Origin of the sequence: Clostridioides sp. ES-S-0010-02, from assembly GCA_020641055.1 — a bacterium.
Lineage (GTDB): Bacteria > Bacillota > Clostridia > Peptostreptococcales > Peptostreptococcaceae > Clostridioides.
Window position 1 is genome coordinate 3491160 of the sequence record CP067345.1, and the last position, 12639, is coordinate 3503798.

The 12639-nt window shown below is 31.4% G+C and carries 13 protein-coding genes and 1 pseudogene; 2 read left to right on the top strand and 12 right to left on the bottom strand.

Annotated elements, in window-relative coordinates; translation table 11 throughout:
• The 8 genes and pseudogenes from JJC01_16255 to nadE form a co-directional block, all read right to left on the bottom strand.
• Positions 1-795: an electron transfer flavoprotein subunit beta/FixA family protein gene (locus JJC01_16255; protein ID UDN57705.1), complete on the bottom strand. Its 795-nt coding sequence runs from the start codon at positions 793-795 to the stop codon at positions 1-3.
• Between the two features lie 10 nt (positions 796-805).
• Positions 806-1948 carry an acyl-CoA dehydrogenase family protein gene (locus JJC01_16260; GenBank protein ID UDN57706.1) on the bottom strand — a complete coding sequence of 381 codons (1143 nt, stop codon included), beginning with the start codon at positions 1946-1948 and terminating at the stop codon, positions 806-808.
• Between the two features lie 18 nt (positions 1949-1966).
• Entirely contained in the window at positions 1967-3199 is a 1233-nt protein-coding gene (locus tag JJC01_16265; GenBank protein UDN57707.1) for a CoA transferase, read from the bottom strand.
• Positions 3200-3336: 137 nt separating this feature from the next.
• A complete protein-coding gene (locus JJC01_16270) occupies positions 3337-4677 on the bottom strand; it encodes a GntP family permease (GenBank protein ID UDN57708.1) in 1341 nt (446 codons plus the stop codon).
• Positions 4678-4777: 100 nt separating this feature from the next.
• On the bottom strand, positions 4778-5572 hold the full coding sequence (locus JJC01_16275; protein UDN57709.1) for an enoyl-CoA hydratase/isomerase family protein: 795 nt from the start codon (positions 5570-5572) through the stop codon (positions 4778-4780).
• A gap of 603 nt (positions 5573-6175) precedes the next feature.
• A pseudogene (locus tag JJC01_16280) lies at positions 6176-6367 on the bottom strand (CoA transferase).
• Between the two features lie 123 nt (positions 6368-6490).
• Entirely contained in the window at positions 6491-7213 is a 723-nt protein-coding gene (locus JJC01_16285) for a YebC/PmpR family DNA-binding transcriptional regulator (GenBank protein ID UDN57710.1), read from the bottom strand.
• 82 nt (positions 7214-7295) lie between these two features.
• A complete protein-coding gene (nadE, locus tag JJC01_16290) occupies positions 7296-8051 on the bottom strand; it encodes an NAD(+) synthase (GenBank protein UDN57711.1) in 756 nt (251 codons plus the stop codon).
• Between the two features lie 177 nt (positions 8052-8228).
• Here nadE and JJC01_16295 point away from each other — a divergent pair, with 177 nt between their 5' ends.
• Both JJC01_16295 and JJC01_16300 read left to right on the top strand, forming a co-directional pair.
• On the top strand, positions 8229-8615 hold the full coding sequence (locus JJC01_16295) for a sulfite exporter TauE/SafE family protein (protein UDN57712.1): 387 nt from the start codon (positions 8229-8231) through the stop codon (positions 8613-8615).
• Positions 8615-8986, top strand: coding sequence for a sulfite exporter TauE/SafE family protein (locus tag JJC01_16300; protein ID UDN57713.1), 372 nt, complete (start codon positions 8615-8617; stop codon positions 8984-8986). Before JJC01_16295 ends, JJC01_16300 begins: the two co-directional genes overlap by 1 nt.
• Positions 8987-9104: 118 nt before the next feature.
• Here the strand turns inward: JJC01_16300 and JJC01_16305 are convergent, their stop codons facing one another.
• The 4 genes from JJC01_16305 to hflX all read right to left on the bottom strand — a co-directional run bounded on the left by JJC01_16305 (position 9105) and on the right by hflX (position 12527).
• Positions 9105-9749 carry a YigZ family protein gene (locus JJC01_16305; protein ID UDN57714.1) on the bottom strand — a complete coding sequence of 215 codons (645 nt, stop codon included), beginning with the start codon at positions 9747-9749 and terminating at the stop codon, positions 9105-9107.
• Positions 9750-10038: 289 nt separating this feature from the next.
• Positions 10039-10482 carry an NUDIX hydrolase gene (locus JJC01_16310; protein ID UDN57715.1) on the bottom strand — a complete coding sequence of 148 codons (444 nt, stop codon included), beginning with the start codon at positions 10480-10482 and terminating at the stop codon, positions 10039-10041.
• A gap of 85 nt (positions 10483-10567) precedes the next feature.
• Entirely contained in the window at positions 10568-11236 is a 669-nt protein-coding gene (locus JJC01_16315; protein UDN57716.1) for a HEAT repeat domain-containing protein, read from the bottom strand.
• 7 nt (positions 11237-11243) lie between these two features.
• Positions 11244-12527, bottom strand: coding sequence for a GTPase HflX (hflX, locus tag JJC01_16320; GenBank protein UDN57717.1), 1284 nt, complete (start codon positions 12525-12527; stop codon positions 11244-11246).
• Between the last annotated feature and the right edge of the window lie 112 nt (positions 12528-12639).

Sequence of the window (12639 nt, forward strand, 5' to 3'; positions counted from 1 at the left end):
CTATACTAGTTTCAAATCGAATAGTATTTCTATTAGTTTCTCAGCTTTTTCCTTTTTATTTATACCTTCGATTATTTCATTATGCTTGTCTTTAACTGGTACAAAAGACTTGTAAACATTTGTAGGCGAACCCTTTAATCCAATTTGAGTTGTATCAACAGCTAAGTCTTCAAGTGTTAACACAGTAATCTTTGCATCTCCATTATTGTAAGCTTCTAAGATTCCTTTGACACTTGGATATCTTGGATTATTTAACTCTTTTATAGCAGTTAATAAAACTGGCATCTTTGCTTCTATTAAATAATCTCCTGTCTCTGTATAACGAGTTACTAGTAATTTATCATCTTGAACCTTTACTTCTTTTGCATATGTAACCTGTGGGACACCTAAGAATTCTGCAACCTCTGGTCCAACCTGAGCTGTATCTCCATCTATAGCTTGTCTTCCACAGAATATTACATCATACTTTCCAACCTTCTCTATAGCAGCAGCAATAATTGTAGATGTAGCCCAAGTGTCTGAACCACCAAAAGCTCTATCTGAAATTAAATATGCTTCGTCAGCACCCATTGCCAAAGCTTCTTTTAAAGCACTTTTAGCTTGAGGGGGTCCCATGCTTACAACCTTAATCACTGCTCCTAGTTCATCTTTTATTTTTAAAGCTTCTTCTAAAGCATTTCTATCATCTGGATTGATTATACTTGGTACACCATCTCTTATTAGAGTACCTGTCTCTTTATTTATTTTAACTTCGTTAGTATCTGGAACTTGCTTTAAACAAACAACTATATTCATGCTCTTCCTCCTATCCTAGTACTGCTCTTGAAATAACAACCTTGTGTATTTCTGAAGTACCTTCGTAAATTTCTGTTATCTTGGCATCTCTGTACATTCTCTCTAATGGATAATCCTTCATATATCCATATCCTCCATGGATTTGAAGAGCTAGGTTTGTAACCTCTCTTGCAGTACGTGACGCATTGTATTTTGCCATAGCAGCTTCTTTAGTGTGTCTTTCCCCTCTAGCTTTCAAGTCTGCAGCATAATATACTAACAACTTTGCTGATTCCACCATAGTCGCCATATCTGCTATATACCATTGAATACCTTGCAAAGCTGAAATTGGCTTGCCAAACTGAACTCTTTCTTTAGAATATTTGATACTCTCTTCTAAAGCACCTTCCGCAATTCCTACAGCTTGAGCTCCAACTCCAATTCTTGCTCCATCTAGACAAGTCATAGCTATGTTAAAGCCTTTCCCTTCTTTTCCTAATAAATTAGACTTTGGAACTCTACAATTATCAAATATTAACTCTGCAGTTTCTGAACCATGGATACCCATTTTTTCTTCAATTTTTCCTATTGAAAAACCTGGCGTACCTTTGTCAACGATGATAGCAGACATGCCCTTTATTCCCTTTGATGGCTCTGTCAATGCAAATATTATTAATGATTCTGCTTGACCTCCACCAGAAATAAAACACTTAGTCCCATTTAAGACGTATTCATCAGTTGCTTCATCAATAATTGCAGTTGTTGCAGCTCTTGCAGCATCTGAACCAGCATTAGGCTCAGTTAAAGCAAAGGCACCTACACACCCACCTTCAGCCATCATTGGAAGGTATTTTTTCTTTTGTTCCTCAGTACCAAATTTCAAAATAGCTTGAGCGTATATTGTGTGTATTGATAATATTGCTGCAGATGCTGCACATTTTTTGGCAACCTCAGTAACAACAATTACCTTTTCTATATCTGCTCCACCAGAACCGCCATACTCTACAGGTGTTCCAATACCATTAAAGCCTATTTTAGCCATTTTGCTAAAAAGCTCTCTTGGAAAAATACCTGTTCTATCTGTTTCAGCAGCTATTGGTGCTATTTCATTCTCTGCAAATTCTTTTGCTACTCTTTGAAGCATTAGTTGTGCTTCTGTTAATCTAAAATCCATAAAATTTCCTCCTATTCATTAACGTACTTCACATGTTTCTTTATTCATTGCTACAATTCCAGACTCAATTAGAACTTCTATATCAGAATCACTGTATCCAAGCTCTCTCAATATCTCATCTGAATGTTCTCCTATAAGTGGAGCATCACAAGTCATGTTAACTTCAATGTTCCCAAACTTAACTGGAGTGGATGCAAGCATTGTCTTATTTCCATTTTTACTTGTATGTTCATATATATAGTTATTAGCAATAGCTTGTTCATCAGTTACCACATCATTAACATGTTGAATTCTCTCATGGGCTATATCCGCAGTAGTAAGCTTTTCAACCATCTCATTTTGAGTAAATTTTGCAAATTCACCATCCAAAATATTAATAAGTTCTGTAGCATTTTTCTTACTTTCTACTGAAGATGCAAATTTCTCTTCTTTTATTAAATCTTCTCTTCCAAATAATCTGCAAAGTGCCTCAAAATATCTTTCATGCTCTAGAATGCTTAAGAATATCCACTTTCCATCCTTACAACGATAAGAGTTTATTACTGGAGAAATTGCATTTTTTCTAGTTTTTGGATACTCATCGCTAAACTGTGTAGATGCTAATAAAGATGATGCATTCCATATTGCTTGTCCAAATAAAGATGCCATTACTTTTTGTCCTTTTCCAGTCTTAGCTTGTTGGTATAAAGCTGCACATATACCTCCAGATAAACTGCAAGAAGTTGTGGCATCTCCAAAGGCTATAGGTGGGTTTATTGGACTTGTATCCTTCTCTGCAATATCAAGCATAGCTCCACTTCTTGCCCAAAAAGCAACTGTATCAAAACCTGCATTATCCTTAGCAGGTCCGAAATCACCAAACCCATTTATTTGTCCCCAGATAAGATGTGGATGCTTTTTACTTAATGATTCATAATCAAGACCTAGTCTTTTTAGCGCTCCTGTTCTATAGCTTGAAACAAATACGTTTGCTTCACTTAAAAGCTTATCCATAATTTCAATTCCAGCCTCACTCTTAAGATTTATAGACAAGCCTCTTTTATTTGAATTATATGTGCTGTAAAAAGGATTATTATAATCATCTATTGGCATTGTCATTGTTGCCCCTGTCTTTCTTCCTGGGTCTCCAAAGCTTGGTTCTACCTTAATAACATCAGCACCCCAGTCAGCTAATATTTTAGAAGTACCTGGACCTGCTACAAAATATGTTAAGTCAATGACCTTAACTCCTTCTAATGGTTTATTTAACACTTTCAATTCCTCCTTATACTGTCAACTTGTTATTTTAAATATGGTATTTATGTTATTAAAACATAAAATTTATTATACATACTTTGAAAATTGATTCTACAATATCAAAATATAATTTATACTTTTTATCTTTTCTGTTATGGTAATCCTGGGAACATCGTAAACAGAAGAACTGCTACTACAGTTCCAATAATCGGGGTTAAAACAGTTACCCAGAATATTGGCATATAAGCATCCTTATGTGATTCATTACATAGACCATTTGTTACAGTAACGATATATCCATTATGTGGAAGCGAATCTAATGCTGCTGACGAAATTGCCATAGTTCTAGTTAATGCAGCAGCAGAAACACCCTTAGCTAAAAATACTGGTCCAAGAAGTGGAGCCGCAATTCCAAGTCCACCTGAAGCTGACCCACAGATACCTGCAATAACTGTAGTCCCAACTGCAGCCCCTGCAATAGGAGGTCCAGGAATATTAGTCATAGCATTAACTATGAAGTCAAAACCAACTGCTGATTTTACAACTGAGCCAAATGCAACTACAGCACAAGTATTACATATTGCTACTACTGTAGTTTTACATGCATCACCAACATGTCCAACTATTTTGGTATTATCTTGATATTTATTTAACAATAAATACACTAATAAAGCTCCAATAAATACTCCTACCTCAATTGGTACTATTGCTTTTCCATTAATTTTCACATTGATTATCAAGATTGATACTATTAATGGAATTAATGCAATTAGACCATTAGGACCATTTTCTCTCTTGGAATTAGTTGCTGCTACTTCATCAAATGTATCTGATTCATGTGCTATAAAATGCCCACCATTAGCCTTTTCTTTTGAAACCATTTTGTATAAAATAATGCTTCCAACTATAAACATTACTGCACATGATATAAATCCATTTACTGCTCCAGCCATAATATCTGTTCCTAATGTTGAAGCTGGGACAATATTCTGAATCTGAGGTGCCCCTGGTGCAACCATAGCAAAAGTTGAACATCCAAAAGTCAAGGCTGCTGGTATAAATCGTCGTGGCAAATCAGCTTCTTTAAAAATTTCTAAAGCTATCGGAAACACAGCAAAACTTACAACAAAAACGCTTACTCCCCCATAGGCTAATATTCCACACGCTATTGGAATAGAAAGTAATGCTTTATCCTTCCCAATCCATCTTACAATCATCTTAGCAATAGATTTTGCTCCTCCAGTAATCTCCATTATTTTTCCCATTAAGGTACCTGTTAGGAAAATAAAGAAATTTGCCTGAAGAAATCCAACAAATCCTGTCATATAATCCACCTTAAGTGCATCATACACATTTAAATTTCCTGTTATAGCAACTAATAATGAACATACAATTGCTATTATAAAAATATTTACGCCCTTCATAACCATTACAACTAGAAGGGATAGGGCTATGATAATCCCTACTAAACTTATAATTACTCCCGTATTCATAAATTAACTCCTTTTAAAATTAAACTATAAAACTATATGTATTTTTTCACGAAATTTAGATTTTAAATATGTTCTATATTTGTTTCAATAGTTATAATAGCTACTTATTTTCAAAAATCGGTTTTCTCTTTTCTATAAAGGCATTCATTCCTTCTTGCTTATCTCTTGTAGCAAAAGTTAAACCTGCAATATCTTTCTCTAATTCAAGAGCATTTTTTAAATCCATATCTATCCCCTTATTAATAACAACTTTTGCATATCTTATTGCTATTGGTGCTTTTTCAACTATTTGGTTCATCATATTCATCGACTCTTGTAAAAGCAAATCACTTGGAACCACTTTATTAATAAGACCAATAGATTTAGCTTCTTCTGCATCTACTTGCCTTCCTGTAAAAATTAATTCTTTGGCTATCCCAGTTCCAACAAGTCTTGATAATCTTTGAGTTCCACCAAAACATGGAATGACTCCTAAATTAACTTCAGGTTGCCCAAATATAGCCTTTTCTGATGCAATTCTAATGTCACAGCTCATAGCAAGTTCACATCCACCACCTAATGCATATCCATTAACTGCTGCTATTACTGTTTTCTCAAGAGCTTCAATTTTATCGAAAATCCCTTGGGCATAACCTGCATATTTTCTGCCTTCTTCACTTTTATAGTTTTGCATCTGACGTATGTCAGCTCCAGCTACAAAAACTTTGCCTTCTCCAGTAATAATAACTCCTAATATTTCATCCTTTTCTGATACTACATCAATAACTTGAGATAATTCTCTAAGAGTGTCATTGTTAAGAGCATTTAAAGCTTTAGGTCTATTTATAGTAATAACACAGACTTTATCCTTAACTTCCACCTTAAGATTTTTCAAATTGTCCATTACAAATCCCATCATATTCCCCCCATTATTTATTGTTATTTTTTCTACACTTTCTTGTTAATATATAGTAGCAAGTTCTACGCCAACTTATATTTAATTTCTCTATTTTTGTTAAAAAACTGTTTTTTTTGATAAAATAAACAAAATATACATAAATTTCACTGAATTTTTAATAGTTTTTAACTTTAGAATTGATTAGATTGTAATTCACGAAAGAATTTTTATCCAACAAAACCCATAAAACAATATTTTTGTCTCATTTTCGAGAAAATACTTAAAAAACACAGTCTCATTTTTGAGAATGCGGTCTCACTTTTGATATTTTCACTAAAATAGTTTAGGTAATATATTCACAAGTTTATTTGAACTCTAATAAGGAGGCCTTTATTCAACATATAAATAGTTTATTCTCTATTAATTTAAATTGTTAATACTTTAGTTTAGTACATCTATGTACCTGTTCTAATAGTATAAATTTTTTAACGAAAATAGGAAAATCCAAAAAGACTTAGTGTCTAAATAGATTTTCCTATCTTAAATGCTTCTGATAATTTTAGATTTGATTTACAATTCTTAGAAGATAATGAATATTATATTTATACTTTTCCTCTAAAATTAGATAACTCCATTTTCTTTTAAATAATTTATTTTACCACTATCAAAGCCAAGCCAACTTCTATAAATCTCCTCATTATTTTCTCCTAAAGATGGCGCTGGTACATTAATTTGAGCTTTTGTTGTCATTAACTTAACTGGATTTCCATTGACTCTCATGTCTCCTATAATAGGATGTTTAATATCTACAATATTTTATAAGATATATTTTTATAGAACAATTTTTATAGACATAAAAACACCTCTGAACCATATTAACATATTATTATGCAAACATGGCTCAGAGGTGTATACATTTCTAAGATATTAGAATATTTATTCTTCCATTTCCCAGTTATGATATATATCTTGAACATCATCATCTTCTTCAAGCATATCAACTAATTTATTCATCATTTTTAAATGAGATTCTTCAGTTAGTACAGTTGTAGTTTGAGGTATCATCTTTACATCAGCAGATATAAATTCATACCCTTTTGCTTTTAATTCATCACGAACACTAGAAAAATCTTCTGGTGTAGTTATTATTTCATAACCATCTTCTTCTGTTATAAAATCTTCAGCACCTGCTTCTAATGCAACATCCATTAATTCTTCCTCTGAAACGCCATCTCCTGCACCAACTAATATTTGTCCTTTGTTATCAAACATAAAAGACACACATCCAGTAGTTCCTAGGTTTCCTCCGTTTTTATCAAAGTAATATCTTACATTACCAGCAGTTCTATTTTTATTGTCAGTTAAAGTCTCTACTATAACAGCAACCCCACCAGGTCCATATCCTTCATAAACTATAGTTTCATAGTCTTCTCCAGCACCTGCACCAGCACCTTTAGCAACAGCTCTATCTATATTATCATTTGGCATATTATCTGCCTTAGCTTTTTCTATAGCTGTTTTTAATGCTGCATTATATTCTGGGTCTGCTCCACCTTCTTTAGCTGCAACGGCTATTGCTCTAGCATGTTTAGTAAATATTTTTGCTCTTTGAGCATCTTGTTTACCTTTTCTATTAATTATATTTCCTATACGTCCCATATTTCCACTCCTTAATACGTACAATTAATTATTCTAATTTTTATCACTTGTAAATTTTATCACAAATCTTGAAAATAGTAAATTAGAACTTAGGAGGTTGTGCAGGCGTTTTTCTCTTGTGTTCACTTATTCTATGAAGTCTTTCTATTATCTCTTGGTCTCTTTGAGGAACTTCATCTAATCTACCTTCTAATACAGCATCTATCATATTGTAAGTAGTTCCCATTTCATTTTCATCTGTTTGTCCTTCCCAAAGACCTGCTGAAGGAGCTTTATTTATTAAATCTTCATGAACACCAAGTTCTTTTGCCCATTCGTATACTTCAGCTTTAGTTAAATTTGCAATTGGTAAAATGTCAACTCCACCATCACCAAACTTAGTAAAGTATCCAGTGTGTATTTCTGCAGCATTATCTGTACCAACAACTAAATATCCTAAGTTATTAGCAATTGTGTAAATAGTACTCATTCTTACTCTTGCTCTTAAATTTGCATCTGTCATTTTTAAATATTCTTCTCTATATAAATGTTTCTCTTTTAAATTTCCTACCACCATGTCTAATATAGCACTTTGTGGTTCTATAAGGTCTAAATCAAGATATTCTATATCACATCCTTCTATAACCTTAAGTGCATCTTCTCTATCTTGAGGATTACTTTTTATGCTCATTATAACTCCCATAGAGTTTTCTGGAAAAGCTTTTTTAATTAAATTGGCAACTACTGCTGAATCAATTCCTCCAGATACACCAACAATTAATCCTTTTGCATTTGCCTCATTAACCTTATTTTTAAGCCATTCTACAGTTTTGTCTATTTGTATTTTTATATTCGACATTGTTATCTCCTCTCAATTTACTACTTTGTTTTAATATATTATACCATATATTAATATGTTGTTTTAACATGTTTTTTTTTATTCAAATTTAAGCAAAAATGAAAGATTATATTTAATATTATTTTATATAAATATAATTTGCCTATTTTGGTAAAACTATTTTAGAAGGTGGTTTTTATGAAAAATACTAATAACTTAAGGAAAAAATATTTTGATTTCAATATAAAAAATACGATAATTGGAGTATTTACAGGATTTATAAACGGAGTATTTGGCTCTGGAGGTGGTACTCTTTTAGTCCCAATATTAAATGATATTGTGAAGGTAGAAGAACATAAATCTCATGCAACAGCTCTTTCTATAATCATTTTCTTGACAACAGCAAGTTCTGTTTTATATGTTTCTAAAGGAACTTACGACATTAACTTAACAATAAAAGTTGCGGCAGGAAGTATTGTTGGTGGTATTATAGGGGCTAAATTACTAAATAAAGTTACTGGAAAGTTTCTTAGGATTTCTTTTGGCTTGATTATGATAATTGCAGCATTAAGGATGGTGTTTTAATGTTATTTGCTTTAATTGGATTTTTTGCAGGAATTATTGGAGGAATGGGAATGGGCGGTGGAACTATTCTTATTCCTGCTCTCGTTTTACTTGCTGGTATAGATACTAAAATAGCACAGAGTGTAAACTTACTTTCCTCCATACCTATGACTTTGATAGCATTAGCTATACATATCAAAAATAAAAACGTAATTTTCAAATTAGTTATTCCAATAGCTGTATTTGGAGTGTTAGGAGCTATATTTGGCTCACTATTAGCTAATTATTTATCGTCTGATATATTGAAGAAAATATTTGGAGTGTTTTTACTTTTAGTTGGTTTATTTGAAGTTAAAAAAGGATTCTGTGCAAAGTCTGATAAAAGCCATTAAATTATTTTAATATAAATTAATGGCTTTTATTTTCTATATAACTATTCTATTTTTATGCTTTTATCTTCTATATTGCTACTCTACTTTTTTACTTTTAGCTTAAATTACAGTAAGATTTTTATAGTAAAATTTCTCCATCCTGTTCAGATAAATAAAATTCTTCTCCTAAAACTATCTTTCCTGTTCCACTTGTTATATCAATCATTTTCTCTGATAGTTTTTCCACATCTTCTAACTTTGAATATACTATTATCTCAACATTATCCTCATATATGGTATCTTTTATAAAGTACCCTAAATTCATCAGTTCATTTTGTACCTTTCCAAGTTGAGTATAATCTATCTTAACTTTAACTTCTTGGTACATTACCTTACTGATTATTTTTCCAGCTTCTAAGCCTAATTTAGCACCTTTTGTATAAGCTCTAACCAGACCACCTGCACCTAATTTTATACCACCAAAATATCTAGTGACAACTACTACTACATCTCTCAAGTCCTCTTTTTTTATAACTTCTAATGTTGGTATCCCTGCTGTTCCTTGTGGCTCTCCATCATCACTATACCTTTGTATATTCATATTTTGTCCAACTGTATAAGCCCACACATTATGATTTGCATCTTTGTGTTTTTTCTTTATTTCATTTATAAATTCTACTGCTTCTTCTTCACTTTGTATAGGCTTAGCATATCCAATAAAAACAGATTTTTCAATTGTTATTTCATCTGTTCCAAATTCGTGTAATGTCCTATAATTACTCATTATAACTCCTCCTATTTTTGTCATTTGCTAAAATATATCTTTATTTATAAAAATTACTCCAATTAAAATGTAAATAGAATTTTTAGTATTCATTTAGTTAGCATTATAAGATAATTATATAATAAAATCACAAGATTTTTAATTTTTATTTTTAATATAATTTATTGATACATAAATCAATATAATTTATTAAAATACAAATCAGATAAACTATAAAGTATACATTTCTAAAACTTGGAATTAAAAAAGGAAGGGTCTATCCCTTCCTCAAAACTCTATAAATTCACTACTAGTTTGCTGGAACATCGTCGCCCTCTGAAACTAATTTCTTTAATTCTTTAAACTTTTTATAAGATACTTCAACTAAAGCTTGCTCTTTATGATGTGACAACATTTCTAAAGCATCTTTTATCTTGTAAAATCCACCTTCTTGGAATTCAGGAGCAAGTACACATTCAGTATTACAAGCTTCCATAACATACCACATTATCGCATTGCAAACTTCTTGTTGTCTACTTCTTGAGAAAAATTCATACATAGTATCGCCAGCTACATCTATCATTTTAGCGTCTATGCCAGTTTCTACTTTAACTCTTTCAACAGCACTTTCATATGGAAGTCCTCCTCCAAGTATCTTTCCTTTTGGAAGTGTCCATTCACCTCTATCATTTTTTACAATAAGTACTTTATTAGCATAAAACACTACTCCACCTGCACAACGTCTTACTATCATTTGAAACCCCTCCCATTAATTTATTAATTACCTTGTTAAACTCCATAAATAAATCATTAAGTAAACAAATTGCTTTAATAAAAAATTACTTTTTCAAATTTAATAATGCTTCAATGGCTTCATCATAAGCTCTAAGCACGTACTCTTTTTCAAAATTCTTATTCTTATCTTTTAACTGCTGTAAAATCTTTAAACTGTTTTCATCTCCTAATTTTGAAAGAGCTTTTGCACAATATTGTCTAGTTTGTGCATTTTTATCGTAGAGACCTTTTTGTAAGACTTCTCTACTACTTGGTGACTCAATCTTTCTTATTGCTGAATAAGTTATTCTTCTAATATCTGAGTGTCTGTGGTTTGTGAGCTGATGGAGTAACTTCAAAAATCTATCATCTTTTAGCTCACCTGTTGCCCAAATTAAAACAATCAAATCTTCAGCATTTTTTTCTACAAGGATTCTTTTGAAAACCTTTCTCTTAAAGTATACCATTTTTTCGTCATCTAAGCTATCCATAAAATCAAGTCTCTTAATTTTATCTAATTCTAAAAATTTATCTAAAATGTCCTTAGATGCCTCAAAATCATCTTTTTGCATTTCTTTTATCTTCAACTTTGCTTGTATAAGTTGCTCACTTGCTTCAACATTTGAAATGTTTCTAATTTTACTAATTTGAGATACTGTTTTAGATTCTTTGTAAAGAAGATAGGTTATAAAATAATCTTCAAGATTATCTATATTTTCCCAATTTATATCCATATCAAACCTATTTTTCTAATATGTACTCTCTATAGATATTAAAATCTTCTTCATCTAAATTTACATCTAATGTTACACCATTTTCCCCATACTCAAAATTCTCCACATTGTATTTATCTTTTATTCTACTAAATATATCACCTCTTTCATAAGGTAACATCAAACTTACTGAATAAGTATTTTCCATTAAAGCAATTTCTATCATATTTAATAGTTTATCCATATTTATGCCTTGTTTTGCAGATATATACACAATATCTTCTTGACTCTTAGGATATATATCTAACTCTAGCTTATCTACTTTATTGTATACAAGTATATGTTTTTTATCATTTGCACCAAGTTCTTTTAATACACCTTCAGTTGTACTTTTTTGCAATTCATAACTAGTGTTCGTTGTGTCAATTACGTGTAAAATTAAATCTGCATATTGTACTTCTTCTAGTGTAGCCTTAAATGCCTCTACTAAATCATGGGGAAGTTTACTAACAAATCCAACAGTATCTACTACTAAAAATTCTTTCTTGTTTGGCAAAAGGGCTTTTCTTAAAGTTACATCTAAAGTTGCAAAAAGCATATCTTTTACAAAAACTTCTTTTTCTTGTTCATAATCCTTGTGTGTCTTTATTAATTCGTTTAGTAAGGTCGATTTTCCTGCATTTGTATATCCAACAAGTGCTACAATTGGTATATTTGATTTTAAACGCTTAACTCTTTGTGTCTCTCTATTCTTTTTTACCTCTTTAAGTTCACGTCTTATATCCGCTGCTTTATTAAGTATATGTCTTTTATCTACTTCTAACTTTTGTTCACCAGGTCCTCTCGTTCCAATTCCTGCACCAGTTCTACTCATTTCACCACCCATTCCATAAAGTCGTGGTAATCTGTATTTTAATTGTGCTAATTCGACCTGTAATTTACCTTCTTTACTAAGTGCTCTTTGAGCAAATATATCTAAAATTAAGGTAGTTCTATCTATTACTTTTTTTCCAACAACATTTTCAATATTCCTAATTTGAGCGCCAGATAATTCATCATTAAAAATTACTAAAGTAGCATCTAATGATTCACTATATGCTCTTATTTCCTCTACCTTACCTTTTCCTATATAATAAGCTGCATCAACAGCTTGCTTATTTTGAATTAAGCTACCTACAACCTCTGCTCCAGCAGCCTTCGCTAATTCTTTTAGTTCTTCCATGGATTCGTTAGTGTCTATATCATCACTTTTTTTAACTATTGTTGTCAAATTCAGACCTACAAGAAGTGCTCTTTCTTGAATTTCTTTCACTTAATCACCTCATTTTTTGTTATAAAACATAATCTAATTGTATTAAAAACACTTACATTATTTCTCTGTTGACTAATTATACCATTAATAATATGATTAAGAGTACTATATT

What these genes read in the sequence shown, in the direction of transcription:
- JJC01_16255 (UDN57705.1), bottom strand. Translation starts at nt 795, where the DNA reads ATGAATATAGTTGTTTGTTTAAAGCAAGTTCCAGATACTAACGAAGTT.
- JJC01_16260 (UDN57706.1), bottom strand. Translation starts at nt 1,948, where the DNA reads ATGGATTTTAGATTAACAGAAGCACAACTAATGCTTCAAAGAGTAGCA.
- JJC01_16270 (UDN57708.1), bottom strand. Translation starts at nt 4,677, where the DNA reads ATGAATACGGGAGTAATTATAAGTTTAGTAGGGATTATCATAGCCCTA.
- JJC01_16275 (UDN57709.1), bottom strand. Translation starts at nt 5,572, where the DNA reads ATGGGATTTGTAATGGACAATTTGAAAAATCTTAAGGTGGAAGTTAAG.
- JJC01_16285 (UDN57710.1), bottom strand. Translation starts at nt 7,213, where the DNA reads ATGGGACGTATAGGAAATATAATTAATAGAAAAGGTAAACAAGATGCT.
- nadE (UDN57711.1), bottom strand. Translation starts at nt 8,051, where the DNA reads ATGTCGAATATAAAAATACAAATAGACAAAACTGTAGAATGGCTTAAA.
- JJC01_16295 (UDN57712.1), top strand. Translation starts at nt 8,229, where the DNA reads ATGAAAAATACTAATAACTTAAGGAAAAAATATTTTGATTTCAATATA.
- JJC01_16300 (UDN57713.1), top strand. Translation starts at nt 8,615, where the DNA reads ATGTTATTTGCTTTAATTGGATTTTTTGCAGGAATTATTGGAGGAATG.
- JJC01_16305 (UDN57714.1), bottom strand. Translation starts at nt 9,749, where the DNA reads ATGAGTAATTATAGGACATTACACGAATTTGGAACAGATGAAATAACA.
- JJC01_16310 (UDN57715.1), bottom strand. Translation starts at nt 10,482, where the DNA reads ATGATAGTAAGACGTTGTGCAGGTGGAGTAGTGTTTTATGCTAATAAA.
- JJC01_16315 (UDN57716.1), bottom strand. Translation starts at nt 11,236, where the DNA reads ATGGATATAAATTGGGAAAATATAGATAATCTTGAAGATTATTTTATA.